Source organism: Saccharopolyspora sp. CA-218241, from assembly GCF_050954615.1.
Classification (GTDB): domain Bacteria; phylum Actinomycetota; class Actinomycetes; order Mycobacteriales; family Pseudonocardiaceae; genus Saccharopolyspora; species Saccharopolyspora cebuensis.
This window is the reverse complement of record NZ_CP191860.1, coordinates 713,964-727,595: the sequence shown is the minus strand read 5'-3', so window position 1 is coordinate 727,595 and position 13,632 is coordinate 713,964. Positions and strand designations below refer to the sequence as shown.

The window sequence follows — 13,632 nt, the reverse complement described above, 5'->3', positions numbered from 1 at the left end:
CCGCCGAGTATCACAGCGGGCTCCGGGCGCCGGCCCCGAGGCGGCCCACCGCCCCGGCCACCAGCACGGCACCGAGCGCGTCGCCGGGCCGGTGCCACCCGGCGAGCACGGTCGACGCGGCCACCAGGACCACCGCGACCACCCCTGGCACGACGCACCACCAGCGCGCCCCGCGGGGCATCACGAGCAGCAGGGCGACCACCAGTCCCGCGACGGCGGCGACGTGCCCGCTGGGGAAGCTGTTGTGCGCGGTGGCGCCGACCAGGTCGAACTCGGGACGCGGCAGCAGCACCTTGAGCAACCGGGCGGCGACCACCGTCCCGACGACGACGCCGGCGGCCAGCAGCGCGTCCCGGAACCGCCCCCGCACCACCGCCACCAGCACCACTCCCACCAGCAGCGCACCCAACACCACCGGATCCCCGGAGAACCCCAGCAATTCCCGGGGGAAACCCCCGGGATCCGTCAGCGACCCCAACCAATACCCGTCGACCCGCTGCCCCACAGGAGTCCACACGAAGAACCCGAAGCTCAACCCGAGCGCGACCAGACATCCCGGGACGCCGGGGAACCGAGGACCTGCGCCGAGCGCGCGACGCACGTTCGGGGGCACCGGAGCAGCAGCATTCATCACCACGCCACCAGCCTCACCCGCAGGTGTCCCCGCACCATCCCCACCAAGTCACGACCACGTCACCAGAAGAGCAGGAAGCAGGCGAGCGCAAGGGCCAAGCCACGCCACGCCCAACCCGCACAAAGAACCCGAGCCGCACGACAAACCGAAGCCATCCGCGATGCCCAGGGACAGCCTCGGGCGGGTGACGCCCGATGACCAGCACTCCATCCACGTCGAGCACGGCTCCCGATCGATCCGCGAGCCGAGCCAGGCCGTGGGCGCGGTCGCCGACCGGTTCAACTTCCGCGAGGACGACGACAACTACTTCGAGCAGCCCGACAACCTGTTCCGGGGCATGTCCACCGAGCAGCAGCAGGTGCTGTTCGAGAACACCGCCCGGGCGATCGACGGTCCTTCGGAAGCCACCATCGAGCGGCACATCCACAACTGCACCCAGGCCGACCCCGCCTACGGCGCGGTCCGCAAGGCGATCGAGGCGCTGGCAGCCGGCCAGCTCCGAGGTCCGCCGAACGCAGCTCCGCAGGCTTCGCCCTGTGAACGACTCCCCGGCGTGGTGCGCGATCAGGTGCATCACGCCGGGGATTCGCAACTGATCAGGAGAACGCATCCATGAGCGACGGCGGACTGACTCCGGAGCAGACCGAGCGCGTCGTGGCGATTGCCATGGACCTGGCGCGGGAAGGGACCTGCGCAACGCGCGCGATCACCGGCGCCCTGTTCAAGGGCGCCAAGGACGTCGTTGCCGTGCTCCGCGAAGCGGGCGCGGACCTCGACGCGGGCACGCCCACAGCCCGAGCCGCCCGCCACCATGTTCGGCCAGGAACACCTGCTGGCCGACTGAAACCACCGGGCTCAGGTGGTGTCCATGTCGAAGACCAAGCGGTAGCGCACCTCGTCGCGGGCCGGTGAACTGGCGGATCGGCTTGTTCAGGTCGGCTGACGATCGACGGGAAGCATGTCGGCGATCCCGCGAACCTGCGGTACTCCACTGAGGACTCCCGGCTCCGACCAGGCGCTGCGCCGCGCCGAGCACCGACTGCCCGCTTTTCGTGAACTCGCCAACGCGAAACGTCCTGCGAGCGCCCGATGTGGCATAGGCTCGATCCGGTTCCACTGGCTCCTGGGAGGTTCGACTTGCGCCTCGGTGTGCGCGGCGTCTGCGCCGCGGCGGTGTTCACCCTGCTGGCCAGCGGGTTTCCAGCCACCGCCGGTGCGGTCGGTTCGTGCTTCGACCCGAACGCGCCGACGACCGTCGAACAACGGCGGCTGGACGACGACGTCGCCGGCGAGATCCTGCGGCGGAGCGGTTTCGACCGGATCGCCGAGGAGTTCCAGCAGGAGCTGTGCGGCATCGACGACCACGACGACGCGAAGCGGTTCGTGCGATCAGAGGGCAAGCGGCTGTGGGAGACCACCGTCGCCCGCGCGCAGGGCCGCTTGCCCGCGATGGGTGACCTGCCCGCGGACGACGACCGTCCGCTGTACTGGGCGCGGCTGCACATGACCAGGTCGCTCGCCCGCTGGCAGCCCGGTTTCGAGCTCGGCCCGGCCGAGCGCGCCGAGCTGGTGGCGTCCTTCGAGCGCGGCTCGCGCGGCCAGAGCAGCGTCAAGGCGCCCGCGGGGGTCAAGCGAGTGCTGGTCAGCGGCTTCGACCCGTTCCAGCTCGACACCGACATCCGCCGCAGCAACCCGTCCGGCGCGGTGGCCCTCGCGCTCGACGGCACCGTGCTCGACACGCCTTCGGGCCCGGCCCGCGTCGAGACCGTGATGTTCCCCGTGTTGTGGGAGCCGTTCGAGCGGGGCGTCGTCGAGCGCACCTTCCTGCCACACGTGCGGCCAGGACCGGAACAGGTCGACCTGTTCGCCACGGTCAGCCAGGGCAGGCCGGAGCGGTTCGACATCGAGCGCTGGAACGGGCGCTGGCACGAAGGCACCGACAACAACCGCGAGGTGCGCGGCAGCGTGATCACCGTGCCGCCGGAGCTGCCGACGCTCGACCCACCGCCGGAGTTCGTGCCGACGACCCAGCCCTACGCCGAGATCGTCGCCGCCGACACCGGCCGCTTCCCGGTCTTCGACAACACCGAGGTGACCGAGATCCCGCGCGGCGAGACCGAGCCGGTGATCCGGCCCGACGGCCCGACACCCGGTTCGCAGGCCCGAGCGGGCGGTGGTGGCAGCTACCTGTCCAACGAGGTCGCCTACCGGACGACGCTGCTGCGCGACGCGGTGGGCGCCGAGATCCCCGGCGGGCACGTGCACACGCCGATCCTGGAGTTCGGTCCGGGCAACACCACCGAGATCACCGACCCGGTGTTCGAGGCGAACCGGCGCGACATCAACGCCCAGTTCCGCACCATCCTCACCGTCGCGGTGGGCGCCGGAGCCGCGGGCGATCCGTTCCAGCAGTCGGTCACACCGAGATCCGGTCCGCTGCCGCCGCCGTCGATGTGATCAGCTCACGAAGCGGGACCGAGCCCGGCCAGCAACTCGCCCGGCCGGGCAACCCACCATCGTCAGCGCCAGGTTCGCCGGCGACGACTGGTGCACGGCGGTGTCGGCGGTGGCCACGCAGCCGGCGACCACGTAGGTGGTGAGGCCGACGATGAACCATCGGCAACTCGTGAGTTCGTGTCCTCGGGACAGCAAAAAGGCCACCCGCATTGCGGGTGGCCTCGTATGCCATCAGACATCGACGTACTACTCCAGCGCCTTCGACCAGGCACATGTTCCAGTAGCACCTCTAGGGTGGAGCTGAGGGGAATCGAACCCCTGACCTTCTCGATGCGAACGAGACGCGCTACCAACTGCGCTACAGCCCCTTGCTGTTCGGTGAGTACACCTTAGCAAGGCCGCAGAACGGCCCGTCAGGCACCCCCTCCGAACGCATCGCTACTGGCCGGAGGCCCTGCGGTAGGGCTGCCAGGTGCGCTCGTCGAGCTCGTCGAACACCGGGTCCTCGTCGTCGATCTCCACCGGGACGGCGTGGTCGTCCGCGCGGCGGCGGTCGTCGGGGCCCTCGCGCCCGTGCTCGTACTCGTCGATGAGCTCGTCGTCGTACTCGACGTCCTCGTCGTCCTCGCGGCCGTTCATCCGGGCCAGCCGACGGTCGCGGATGTCCTCCTCGATGCGGACCTGGCGGCGCAGGTAGGTGAGGTACCCGATGAGCGCGAGGTCGGCGATCGCGTGCAGCCACCACACCGCCGGCCACACCAGCCAGCCGATGACCGCCGTGGTGACCGCGGCGAGCAGCATGGTGAGGACGGTGCGCTGCCGCCGGGAGTACTTGGCGCGCGCCGCGAGCGCGGCGGCCTCCGGGTCGTACCCGCCGCGGCCCGGCCGGTACCGCCGCCCGGCGCGCACGTCGTCGCTGTGCACCGGCCGCCACGAGTCGGCCTGCTCGTCCTCGAACTCCTCGACGGCGCCGTCCCGGTCGGTGTCGGGCATCGGGTACGCCTCCTCCACCTCGTCGGTTGTCGTGGCACGGGTAGTCGTGACTCCGGGCCGCGCCGGACGCCGGCCACCGCCCCGCCGGACCACGCGGGCGGCGAGCGCGCTGTCGGTGGTCTTGGAGACCTCCTGGCGCCGGCGGGCGAACATCGGCACCAGCACGACCAGCCACGCCACCGCCAACGCGGCGAAGATCAACGAGCTGGGCATGCCCCGCCACCTCCCCCTGGCCACCGGCAAGCACGCGCGTGCTGTCCTCACGCTAGCCACAACGGCCACTTCTGTCTCGCAGGCACGCCGATCGCGTCCGGAACGTCCGGATCAGCAGGGCCCACCAACGGCGCAACCATCGTCGGCGACGACTTCGGCGTGTCGGGGATCACCGGACGGAGCGGCGCTGAATTCACCCGATCGGCCAGGTCCGGTCGGTGGGACGGCGATCACCGCGGGTGATCAGCTCCGGCGGACCCGGCCGGAGCGCACCAGCCCCGCCACCACGCCGGGGCCGACCTCCTCCGCGGTGAGCCCGTAGACGTAGTGGTCCCGCCAGGCCCCGGCGACGTCGAGGTAGCGCTCGAACAGGCCCTCGCGGCGGAACCCCACCTTCTCCAGCACCCGCACGCTGGGCCGGTTCTCCGGGCGCACGGTGGCCTCCAGCCGGTGCAGGCCGACCGGGCCGAAGCAGTGGTCCACCACCATCCCGACCGCCGCGGTGGCCACCCCGCCGCCGGCGACCTCCTCGGCCACCCAGTACCCCACCCAGCCGGAGCGCAGCGCGCCCCGGACCACGTTGCCCACCGTGAGCTGCCCGGCGAACTCGCCCTCGACGGTGATGGTGAACGGCAGCGCCTCGCCCCGGCGCCCCATCCCGCGCAGCGTGCTCCACTGGGCGGGCCACGCGCCGGTGGCGTTGCGCTCCTCCCAGCCGCCCGGCGATGTGGGCTCCCAGCGCTGGAGGTACTCGCGGTCCCGCAGCCGGGCCCGGCTCCACGACTTCGCGTCGCGCAGCCGGGGCGGTCGCAGCACCACCGAGCCGCCCGCGGTGATCAGCGGCCCGAGGACGACCGGCCAGCCGGGGTGGCGTCCGACCGGCTGGGGTTCGCTCCCCGGTGCCATCCGCTCAACCGCGCTGGGACAGGAACTGGACGGACACGTCCTCGCCCGCGGCGACCTCGTCGACGTCCTCGTCCACCACGATCAAGCTGTTGGCCTCGGCCAACGACGCCAGCAGGTGCGTGCCCGAGGTGCCCAGCGGCTGCACCAGGTAGTCGCCGGTGTTCGGATCGCGCAGCAACTGGCCGCGCAGGAAGCCGCGACGACCCTTCGACGACGAGATCGGCGAGAGCAAGCTCGCCGAGACGGTCCGCCGGTGCGGGTTGGTCTTGCCCAGCGCCGCGCGGATCAGCGGCCGGACCAGCACCTCGAACACGACCAGCGCGCTGACCGGGTTGCCGGGCAGCACGAACGTCGGCACCTCGTCCGGCCCCAGGCGGCCGAAGCCCTGCACCGAGCCCGGGTGCATCGCGACTCGGGTGACGTCGATCTCGCCGAGGTCGGCCAGCGCGGAGCGGACGCCCGCACCCGCCGAACCGCCCGCCGCACCGGCGATCACCACGATCTCGGACAGCAGCAGCCGTCCCTCCACGACCTCGCGCAGCCGCTTCGCGTCCCCGCCGACCACGCCGACCCGGGCGACCTCGGCCCCGGCGTCGCGCGCGGCGGCGGCCAGCGCGTAGGAGTTCACGTCGTAGACCTGGCCCTGACCGGGCGTGCGGTCGACGTCCACCAGCTCGTCGCCGAGGGACAGGACCGACACCCGCGGTCGCGGGTGGACCAGCACCTTGCTCTTCCCCACGGCGGCGAGCAGCCCGACCTGCGCCGAGCCGATCGGGGCGCCGCGCCGCACCGCGATGTCACCGATCTGCACGTCCTCGCCGGTGCGGCGGACGAACGCCGCCGACGGCACCGACTCGCGGACCGCCACCCTCGCCGGGTGCTCGTCGGTGTAGCGCAGCGGGACCACCGCGTCGGCCAGCGTCGGCAGCGGCGCGCCGGTGTCCACCCGGACCGCCTGCCCCGGCTGCAACCGGCGGGGCTGGCGGGAGCCGACCGGGACCTCGCCGACCACCGGCAGCGCGCACTCCTGCTCGCCCGCCGCCTGCACGTCGACGCTGCGCACCGCGTAGCCGTCCACGGCGGCCTGGTCGAACCCCGGCATCGCCTGCTCGGCGACGACCTCCTCGGCGCACAGCAGTCCCTGCGACTCCGAGATCGCCACCCGCACCGGCGCGGGTCGGACGGCCGCCGTCAGCACGCGCGCGAGCTGCTCGTCCACAGACCTCATGGTGTCGCCCCTCTTCCGCCGCCCTCGTCGGGCTCAGCTCCTGCTCATCCGCTCCACGAGCCACTCCCGCAGGCCCGGCCCGTGCTCCGGGTCCTCCAAGGCGAAGTCCACCGCAGCTTTGAGGAAAGCGCCAGGATTTCCCAAGTCGTGTCGGGTACCTCGGTGGACGACGACGTGGACCGGGTGGCCTTCGGAGATCAACAACGCTACGGCATCGGTGAGCTGGAGCTCACCACCGGCGCCCGGCTCGATCCGGCCCAGCGCCTCGAACACCGCGCGGTCCAGCAGGTACCGCCCGGCGGCGGCCAGCGAGGACGGCGCGTCCTCGGGCGCGGGCTTCTCGACCATGCCCCGCACGCCCTTGACGTCGGCGTCCTCGGTGTCGTCGACCTCGAAGACACCGTAGGAGGAGACGTTCTCCCGCGGCACGTCGAACGCGCACAGCACGCTGCCGCCGTACCGGGCCCGAACCTCGGCCATCCGGGTGAGCACCCCGTTCGGCAGCACCAGGTCGTCGGGCAGCAGCACGGCCACCGCCTCGTCGTCGGCGGTGAGGTTCGGTTCCGCGCACCCGACCGCGTGGCCGAGGCCCAGCGCGCTGCGCTGCAGGGCGATCTCGGCGCTGATCAGCTCCGGGCCGCGGCGGACCTTCTCCAGCAGGTCGTCCTTGCCCCGGTCGGCCAGCGTCCGCTCCAGTTCGGGCTGCGGCTTGAAGTAGTCGGCGACCGCCTCCTTGTCCGGCGAGGTCACGATCACCAGTCGTTCCGCTCCGGCTTCGGCCGCCTCCGCGGCGACCAGCTCGATGCCCGGCGTCGCCACCACCGGGAGCAATTCCTTGGGCACCGCCTTGGTCGTCGGCAGGAAGCGGGTTCCCAGCCCGGCGGCGGGCACGATGGCGGTGCGGAAAGCGGGGGGCGTGCTCGTCGCGCTGCTCATGACGGGAGCCTATCGGGCTTCTTTAAGGTGGGGCTGTGAGCTCGCTGGAGGAACTGCACGCGTCCAAGGACGAGTGGCGGCGGGCGCTGCTGCGACGACGTGCCGAGGTCCCGGAAACCACCCGTTCGGCGGACGCCGCTGCGCTCCGCGACGCCGCTCTGAACTGGGCCGATGAGCGCGGCACCGGCGTCGTCGCGGCCTACGTGCCGGTGACGTCGGAGCCGGGTTCGCTGGACCTGCTGGACGCCCTGCGCGCGGCCGGACGCCGGGTGCTGCTGCCCGTCGTGACCGGGGCCCGCCCGCTGGATTGGGCGGACTACACCGGTCCGGAGTCGCTGGCACCCGCCCGCTTCGGCCTGCTCGAACCGGTCGGCCCGCGGCTCGGCGCCGAAGCCGTCGGCGCCGCCGGGGCCGTGCTGGTGCCCGCCCTCGGCATCGACCACCGCGGCGTCCGGCTGGGCCGGGGCGCCGGGCACTACGACCGCTCGCTGCCGCTGACCGCGCCGGGGGCGGTGCTGATCGGCGTGGTGCGCGATCCGGAGTTCGTGCCGGAGCTGCCCGGCGAACCGCACGACGTGCGGATGACCGCCGTGCTCACGCCGGGCTCCGGGGTGCGCGGGCTGCCGATGTGACGTAGGCGTGTTTGCGCCGGGACGGTGACGTACCGCATCATCGTGTTGGCACTCCCGCCTGTCGAGTGCCAACACGATGACGTCGGAGGTCACGGCCGTGCCCACTTACCAGTACGCCTGCACCGCGTGCGACCACCGCTTCGAAGCGGTGCAGTCCTTCAGCGAGGACTCGCTCACCACGTGCCCGGAGTGCCAGGGCCGGCTGCGCAAGCTGTTCAACGCCGTGGGCATCGTCTTCAAGGGCAGCGGCTTCTACCGCACCGACAACCGCTCGTCCGCCGGTTCCTCGTCGTCGAGCTCGTCCGCGTCGTCGGACTCGGGTTCCGGCTCCGGCTCCGGCGAGTCGTCCGGGTCCGGCTCCGGCTCCGGCGAGTCGTCCGGGTCCGCGTCGAAGGACTCCTCCTCGTCGAGCTCGTCCGGCTCCGGCTCGTCGAGCTCCAGCAGCACGTCGTCCTCGACCCCGGCGAGCAGCACCGCCTCCTGATCGCGCCACCCGATCGCCGGCCGCCGCCATGCGGTCGGCGATGACGCATGTCCGGGCCGCGATGACGTTTCCGGAAAACGTTGTCCACAGGCGTCCGAGTTGTCCACAGATTTGACAATCGAGCTTTCCGCCCGGTTCGCCGCCTCCCTACCGTTGATCTCGACGGATCGACCTCGGGAGGGACAATGACCAGGCACTCGGCCGCGTGGTTGCGGGACCGGATGGGCGCGCTGCGGCTCAGCGGGCGCGCCGCACGACTGCTCCTGCTGCGCCGCGTCGCGGCGGTGCTGCTGCTCGCGCTGGCCGCCATCGCGGCGGTGCGCCCGGGCCACGGGCCTGCCGAGCGGACGGTGCCGGTGCTGGTCGCCGCCGCGGACCTCGCACCCGGCCACGTGCTCGACCAGGACGACCTGGTGCTGCGCGAGATGCCCGCCGACCTGGTGCCGACCGGCGCCCTGCACGAGCACCGGTCCGCCGCGGGGCACGTGCTGGCCACCGGTGCGGGGCGGGGCGAACCGCTCACCTCGCTGCGCCTCGCCGGTCCGTCACCACCGGGCGACCTGGCCTCGGTCCCGATCCGGTTGGCCGACCCCGAGGTCGCGGAGTTCGTGCGGCCCGGGCGGCGGGTGGACATCGTCACCTCCGGTGCCGACGGCGGCGGGGCGCGCGTGCTGGCCGAACGCGCGCCGGTGATCACCGTGCCGCCCGACGCGAGCAGTACCGACCAGGACCGGCTCATCGTCGTGGGGTTGCCCGCGGCGGACGCCGCCGAGGTGGCCGCGACGGCCCTCACCCGATCGGTGACCGTTACGCTCCGCTGAACAATCCACGACGCGCTGATCAGCGGCGCGCCGGAATTCGGGGACCATGCCCCGGCACCGAGGAGAGAGGAGCGCGGACGTGCTCAAGGGCTTCAAGGACTTCCTGATGCGCGGCAACGTGATCGACCTGGCCGTCGCGGTGGTCGTCGGCAGCGCGTTCACCGCTCTGGTCACCGCCTTCACCACGAGCATCATCAAGCCGATGATCGCGGCCGCGGGCGGCGGGAATGTCACGGGCCTGACGGTGCAGCTCCGCGAGGGCAACGCGGCGTCGATGATCGACATCGCGGCGGTGATCAACGCCTTCATCACCTTCTTCATCACCGCGGGCGTCGTCTACTTCCTCTTCGTCATGCCGATGAAGCGGATCCAGGACCGGCGCAAGAAGGGCGAGGACGAGGGCCCGGCCGAGCCCACCGACGTGGAGCTCCTCCTGGAGATCCGCGACCTGCTCCGCCGCCAGCAGGGCCTGCCGGAGATCTCCGGCCTCGCCTCCGAGGAGGACGACGACCACCAGCAGCAGAAGACCACCGCCGGGGCCACCAGCGGCAACGGCAGCAGCAACGGCGACCGCTCCTGACCCACCCGGCGCGACCTCGGGACCGGACCACCACCGCCCGACACCGCGGAACGCGGGACGGCACCCGAGGTGCGCGCCACCGTGCCCGGCGCGACCCGCCCGGGGCGTGGGGACGGCGGTGCCGGGGGACGGAGGTTCGCGTCGCCGGGGCGCGGCTGGACGCCCAGCGCGGGCGGGAGCAGCCTGGTGGGATCCTTCGCGCCGGTGCTGCCGGACCGGTCAGTCCAGGCAGAACTCGTTGCCCTCCGGGTCGGTCAGCACGATGAACCCGAGCTCCATGGGCGGGGCGGGGTCGACTCGGCGCTGCCGACGCGCACCCAGCTCGACCAGCCGTGCGCACTCCGCCTCCAGCGCCGCCATCCGCTCCTCCCCGACCAGCCCCGGCGCTGCCCGGACGTCGAGGTGCAGCCGGTTCTTGACGGTCTTGGGCTCGGGCACCCGCTGGAAGAACAACCGCGGGCCGGAGCCCGCCGGGTCCACCACGGCCCACCGCTGGTTCTGCTTTTCCGGGGGCAGCGTCGCCGCGAACTCCTCCCAGGAGTCGAAGCCCGGCGGGGGCGGCGGGACCGCGTACCCCAACGCCTGGCTCCAGAACGCCCCCAGCGCTCGCGGGTCGGCGCAGTCAAAGGTCACCTGGATCGCGCGCACGTCAACCATGGACCGAAGGTAGAGCCCCGCACCGACGTCCGGCCCGCTCGCGGCGCCGACACCGCCCGGAGCGGTGCCCCGGCGGCGCGCGGCCCGTCCCCGGCGCGTCCGGTCCTAGTGGGAGCCGTGGTGCGGCGGCCGGTTCTCGCGGTACCAGCGCTCGCGGTCGTCGCCGCCCGGGCGTTCCTCCGCGCGCTCATCGGAGGTGGTGTCCGGCAGGACGTCGCCGAAGACCTCGGCCAGCCTGCGCCGACGCTCCCAATCGGGCTTCTGTTCTTCCGCCACGTCCCCGATTGTCCTCCGGGGCGAACCGTCCCGGCCACGGCGGTTCCGGCGGCCCTGCCCGATTCGCGGCTAAGGTGGAGGGGGAGGCCGGGTGATCGCCGGGCTCGGCGATCACCGTCGTCGACACCGGAGGATTGAGATGGGACTGTTCGACAAGGCGAAGGACCTGGCCAACCAGGCGATGGACAAGGCGGGCCCCGGAGCCTCCAAGGGCTTGGACGCCGCGAAGACGCGTCTCGACGAAGCCACCGGTGGCAAGTACCACGACAAGATCGAGAACGTCAGCGGCAAGGTCGAGAAGGCGATCAACCGCGACGACAAGGGCGGCGGGACCGAGGGCCCGGGACCGGACCAGCCGAACCGCCCGAGCTGACGTCCCCGGCACACGAGGGGTGCCTCCCACCGGCCGGTGGGAGGCACCCCTCGTTCGGTTCGACAGGCCACCCGACGGGGCGGGTGGCGCGGCGGTCAGGGCGTGTCGAGCCCCGAGAGCTGTTCGATGACGTGGGCCACCAGCGGGCTCAGCGTCGCCATGCCGTCGCGGACGGCCGAGCGCGACGGCGCCAGGTTCACCACCAGGGTGCTGCCGGACACGCCGACGAGGCCGCGCGAGACCCCCGCGTCGACCGCCCCGGCGGCCAGCCCGGACGCCCGCAGGGCCTCCGCGATGCCCGGGATCGGCCGGTCCAGCACCCCTGCCGTCGCGTCGGGCGTGACGTCGCGCGGCGAGACACCGGTCCCGCCGATCGTGATCACCACGTCCACGCCGCCGATGACGGCGGTGTTCAGCGCGTTGCGGATGTCGACCGTCTCGCCGGCCACCGCCACCGTGCCGTCGACGATGAACCCGGCCTCCTCCAGCAGTTCGGTCACCAGCGGACCGATGCCGTCGTCCTGTTCCCCCTGGGCGATGCGGTCGTCTACCACGACCACCAGAGCCCGCCCCAGTCGCTGCGCGCTGCGTTCCATGCCGGTAACGGTAGTAGCAAGCGCATCGGCGGTCAGATCCGTCGTGCCACCCGGCTCGACGGGGCCGTTCAGGTCGAGCAGCCTCGGCACCCGATCCGGTACGGCGGAACGTGTCATGTCGGACATGCTTCGCATTTCTCCTCACGAGCTGGTCGGCCGGTCCGCCGCGGACCGGCCAGAGCCGCGCCCCGACCGCACCGCCGGGGCTCCCGGGCGGCGCGGTCGAGGAGGCCCGCGACGACCGCGGGCCGATCCCCCATCACTGCCCGCTCAGCGTGACCTCGGTGGTGCGTTCCCCACCGGGCCCGCTGACCGTGACGGTCACCTTCTCCCCCGGCGCGTGGGAGCGCACCGCCGCGATGAGCGCGTCCGGGTCCTGGATCGCCCGGTCGTTGATCTTCGTGATCAGGTCGCCGCCGCGGATTCCCGCCTGCTCGGCCGCGCCCCCGGGGGTCACGTCGACGACCAGCGCACCGGGCGCCTGACCGGTGGTGATCCGCACGCCGAGGGTGGTCTGCGACGCCTTGCCGGTGTTCTTCAGCTCCTCGGCGATGCGCTTGGCCTGGTCGATCGGGATCGCGAACCCGAGCCCGACCGAGCCCGCCTGCTGCTGGCTGCTGCCGGGGCTGTAGATCGCCGAGTTGATCCCGACCACGCGGCCGTCCATGTCCACCAGCGGACCGCCGGAGTTGCCGGGGTTGATCGCGGCGTCGGTCTGCAGCGCGTTGAGCACGCTGGACTCGGCGCCGCGCTCGCCGCCCGCCCGCACCGGGCGGTCCTTCGCGCTGATGATCCCGCTGGTCACGGTGCCGGAAAGGCCGAAGGGCGAACCGATCGCGACCACCGGGGCGCCGACCGGGAGGTCGTCGCTGCGGCCGAGCTCGGCGGGCTGCAACCCGGTGATGTCGGCCTTGACCACGGCGAGGTCGGAGTTCGGGTCGGTGCCGACGATCCGCACCGGGGCGGTGCGGTTGTCGTGGAACAGCGCGGTGGTCTGGCCGTTCGCGCCCGCCTCGACCACGTGGTTGTTGGTGAGGATGTAGCCGTCCTCGCTGAGCACGATGCCCGACCCCTCGCCGGAGCCCTGCATCGAGGACACCTGGAGCTGCACCACGCTCGGCAGCACCTTGTCGGCCACCGCCTGCACCGAGCCCTGCGGCGCGGTGCTCGCGCTGCGGGCCGGGCGCTGCTGGTCGAGCGAGGTGACGCTGGAGTCGCCGGAGCCGCCGAACTGGTACCCGACGTAACCGCCGACGCCACCGCCGACCAGGGCCGCGACCAGGGAGGCCGCGATGAGGCCCACGGCGATCCCGCGCGGCTTGCGCGACGTGCGCTCCGCGGCCTGCACCGGCGCCATCCCCGGGTACTGCTGGTAACCCTGCTGGTAGCCGGGCGCCCACTGCCCGCCCGGCTGGGCGAACTGCTGGGTCTGCTGACCGGCCTGCTCCGGGTGCTGGGCCTGGCCCGGGTGCGGCACCTGCCCAGGGTGCTGCGGCTGGCCCTGGTATTGGACCTGTTCGGGGTGCTGCGGCTGCCCCGCGTACTGGCCCTGTTCGGCGTACTGGGCCTGTTCGGGATAGTGGGGCTGCTGGTAGGGGTTCGTCGGCTGGTACGGGCTCCGCGCCGCGGGGTCACCCGCCGCGTGCTGCCCGGCGCCGGAGTCGCCCGCCGGGGGCTGTCCGAGTCCGGGCTGCTCCCCCGCCTGGGCCTGGGACGGCTCCTGCGGTCCCGGCTGGTCGGCGGCAGGCGGCACCCCGGCAGGATTCGCGCCGCCCGCGGGCGTGCCCTCGTGCTGCGGTTCCTCCGGCTTCCTGCCGGACGATCCCGGGGTCTGGTCGTTCATGTC

Annotated in this window: 17 protein-coding genes, 1 tRNA gene and 1 pseudogene; 8 read left to right on the top strand and 11 right to left on the bottom strand. The window is 72.8% G+C overall.

From position 1 onward, the window contains the following. Positions 1-10 precede the first annotated feature (10 nt). The gene (locus ACQP0T_RS03685; protein WP_433871299.1) at positions 11-412 is read right to left on the bottom strand and encodes a phosphatase PAP2 family protein; all 402 of its coding nucleotides are present in this window, start codon (positions 410-412) and stop codon (positions 11-13) included. A gap of 406 nt (positions 413-818) precedes the next feature. On the opposite strand from ACQP0T_RS03685, the gene ACQP0T_RS03680 reads away from it, so the two are divergent. From ACQP0T_RS03680 to ACQP0T_RS03670, 3 genes are all read left to right on the top strand, one after another. Beyond that, positions 819-1,250 carry a catalase-related domain-containing protein gene (locus ACQP0T_RS03680; protein ID WP_433871298.1) on the top strand — a complete coding sequence of 144 codons (432 nt, stop codon included), beginning with the start codon at positions 819-821 and terminating at the stop codon, positions 1,248-1,250. Next, entirely contained in the window at positions 1,247-1,546 is a 300-nt protein-coding gene (locus ACQP0T_RS03675; RefSeq protein WP_433871297.1) for a hypothetical protein, read from the top strand. The genes ACQP0T_RS03680 and ACQP0T_RS03675 overlap by 4 nt, the downstream gene beginning before the upstream one ends. Before the next feature lie 225 nt (positions 1,547-1,771). After that, on the top strand, positions 1,772-3,091 hold the full coding sequence (locus tag ACQP0T_RS03670) for a pyroglutamyl peptidase (protein ID WP_433871296.1): 1,320 nt from the start codon (positions 1,772-1,774) through the stop codon (positions 3,089-3,091). 295 nt (positions 3,092-3,386) lie between these two features. Here the strand turns inward: ACQP0T_RS03670 and ACQP0T_RS03665 are convergent. The 5 genes from ACQP0T_RS03665 to ACQP0T_RS03645 all read right to left on the bottom strand — a co-directional run bounded on the left by ACQP0T_RS03665 (position 3,387) and on the right by ACQP0T_RS03645 (position 7,367). Continuing rightward, positions 3,387-3,459: transfer RNA gene (locus ACQP0T_RS03665), tRNA-Ala, on the bottom strand. 70 nt (positions 3,460-3,529) lie between these two features. Further along, a complete protein-coding gene (sepX, locus tag ACQP0T_RS03660; RefSeq protein ID WP_433871295.1) occupies positions 3,530-4,297 on the bottom strand; it encodes a divisome protein SepX/GlpR in 768 nt (255 codons plus the stop codon). A gap of 243 nt (positions 4,298-4,540) precedes the next feature. After that, positions 4,541-5,203, bottom strand: coding sequence for a GNAT family N-acetyltransferase (locus ACQP0T_RS03655; protein ID WP_433871294.1), 663 nt, complete (start codon positions 5,201-5,203; stop codon positions 4,541-4,543). Between the two features lie 4 nt (positions 5,204-5,207). Beyond that, positions 5,208-6,431 (bottom strand): molybdotransferase-like divisome protein Glp, encoded by a 1,224-nt coding sequence (gene glp / locus ACQP0T_RS03650; RefSeq protein WP_433871293.1) that lies wholly within the window; start codon positions 6,429-6,431, stop codon positions 5,208-5,210. A 33-nt stretch (positions 6,432-6,464) separates the two neighbouring features. Further along, a complete protein-coding gene (locus ACQP0T_RS03645) occupies positions 6,465-7,367 on the bottom strand; it encodes a UTP--glucose-1-phosphate uridylyltransferase (protein WP_433871292.1) in 903 nt (300 codons plus the stop codon). Positions 7,368-7,402: 35 nt separating this feature from the next. On the opposite strand from ACQP0T_RS03645, the gene ACQP0T_RS03640 reads away from it, so the two are divergent. After that, the gene (locus ACQP0T_RS03640) at positions 7,403-7,999 is read left to right on the top strand and encodes a 5-formyltetrahydrofolate cyclo-ligase (protein ID WP_433871291.1); all 597 of its coding nucleotides are present in this window, start codon (positions 7,403-7,405) and stop codon (positions 7,997-7,999) included. Between the two features lie 76 nt (positions 8,000-8,075). Beyond that, positions 8,076-8,237: pseudogene (locus tag ACQP0T_RS03635) on the top strand (FmdB family zinc ribbon protein); the annotation flags it as partial. 14 nt (positions 8,238-8,251) lie between these two features. Here ACQP0T_RS03635 and ACQP0T_RS03630 read toward each other — a convergent pair. After that, positions 8,252-8,473, bottom strand: a complete 222-nt coding sequence (locus tag ACQP0T_RS03630; protein WP_433873890.1) for a hypothetical protein — start codon at positions 8,471-8,473, stop codon at positions 8,252-8,254. A gap of 195 nt (positions 8,474-8,668) precedes the next feature. On the opposite strand from ACQP0T_RS03630, the gene ACQP0T_RS03625 reads away from it, so the two are divergent. Both ACQP0T_RS03625 and mscL read left to right on the top strand, forming a co-directional pair. Then, positions 8,669-9,304, top strand: coding sequence for an SAF domain-containing protein (locus tag ACQP0T_RS03625; RefSeq protein WP_433871290.1), 636 nt, complete (start codon positions 8,669-8,671; stop codon positions 9,302-9,304). Positions 9,305-9,383: 79 nt separating this feature from the next. Beyond that, positions 9,384-9,884 carry a large conductance mechanosensitive channel protein MscL gene (gene mscL, locus ACQP0T_RS03620; protein WP_433871289.1) on the top strand — a complete coding sequence of 167 codons (501 nt, stop codon included), beginning with the start codon at positions 9,384-9,386 and terminating at the stop codon, positions 9,882-9,884. Between the two features lie 219 nt (positions 9,885-10,103). On the opposite strand, the gene ACQP0T_RS03615 is transcribed toward mscL, so the two are convergent. Together ACQP0T_RS03615 and ACQP0T_RS03610 are read right to left on the bottom strand one after the other, a co-directional pair. Beyond that, positions 10,104-10,541: a VOC family protein gene (locus ACQP0T_RS03615; RefSeq protein ID WP_433871288.1), complete on the bottom strand. Its 438-nt coding sequence runs from the start codon at positions 10,539-10,541 to the stop codon at positions 10,104-10,106. 105 nt (positions 10,542-10,646) lie between these two features. Beyond that, entirely contained in the window at positions 10,647-10,817 is a 171-nt protein-coding gene (locus tag ACQP0T_RS03610) for a hypothetical protein (RefSeq protein WP_433871287.1), read from the bottom strand. 139 nt (positions 10,818-10,956) lie between these two features. Here ACQP0T_RS03610 and ACQP0T_RS03605 point away from each other — a divergent pair, with 139 nt between their 5' ends. Beyond that, positions 10,957-11,190, top strand: a complete 234-nt coding sequence (locus ACQP0T_RS03605) for an antitoxin (RefSeq protein ID WP_433871286.1) — start codon at positions 10,957-10,959, stop codon at positions 11,188-11,190. Positions 11,191-11,285: 95 nt separating this feature from the next. Here ACQP0T_RS03605 and ACQP0T_RS03600 read toward each other — a convergent pair whose 3' ends face one another. Then, the gene (locus tag ACQP0T_RS03600) at positions 11,286-11,786 is read right to left on the bottom strand and encodes a MogA/MoaB family molybdenum cofactor biosynthesis protein (RefSeq protein WP_345367151.1); all 501 of its coding nucleotides are present in this window, start codon (positions 11,784-11,786) and stop codon (positions 11,286-11,288) included. A 259-nt stretch (positions 11,787-12,045) separates the two neighbouring features. Continuing rightward, the gene (locus ACQP0T_RS03595; RefSeq protein ID WP_433871285.1) at positions 12,046-13,629 is read right to left on the bottom strand and encodes a trypsin-like peptidase domain-containing protein; all 1,584 of its coding nucleotides are present in this window, start codon (positions 13,627-13,629) and stop codon (positions 12,046-12,048) included. Positions 13,630-13,632: the final 3 nt, after the last annotated feature.

Coding starts and splice junctions, on each gene's coding strand:
- ACQP0T_RS03625 (WP_433871290.1), top strand. CDS start 8,669: ATGACCAGGCACTCGGCCGCGTGGTTGCGGGACCGGATGGGCGCGCTG.
- ACQP0T_RS03615 (WP_433871288.1), bottom strand. CDS start 10,541: ATGGTTGACGTGCGCGCGATCCAGGTGACCTTTGACTGCGCCGACCCG.
- ACQP0T_RS03655 (WP_433871294.1), bottom strand. CDS start 5,203: ATGGCACCGGGGAGCGAACCCCAGCCGGTCGGACGCCACCCCGGCTGG.
- ACQP0T_RS03600 (WP_345367151.1), bottom strand. CDS start 11,786: ATGGAACGCAGCGCGCAGCGACTGGGGCGGGCTCTGGTGGTCGTGGTA.
- ACQP0T_RS03605 (WP_433871286.1), top strand. CDS start 10,957: ATGGGACTGTTCGACAAGGCGAAGGACCTGGCCAACCAGGCGATGGAC.
- sepX (WP_433871295.1), bottom strand. CDS start 4,297: ATGCCCAGCTCGTTGATCTTCGCCGCGTTGGCGGTGGCGTGGCTGGTC.
- ACQP0T_RS03675 (WP_433871297.1), top strand. CDS start 1,247: ATGAGCGACGGCGGACTGACTCCGGAGCAGACCGAGCGCGTCGTGGCG.
- glp (WP_433871293.1), bottom strand. CDS start 6,431: ATGAGGTCTGTGGACGAGCAGCTCGCGCGCGTGCTGACGGCGGCCGTC.
- ACQP0T_RS03595 (WP_433871285.1), bottom strand. CDS start 13,629: ATGAACGACCAGACCCCGGGATCGTCCGGCAGGAAGCCGGAGGAACCG.
- ACQP0T_RS03645 (WP_433871292.1), bottom strand. CDS start 7,367: ATGAGCAGCGCGACGAGCACGCCCCCCGCTTTCCGCACCGCCATCGTG.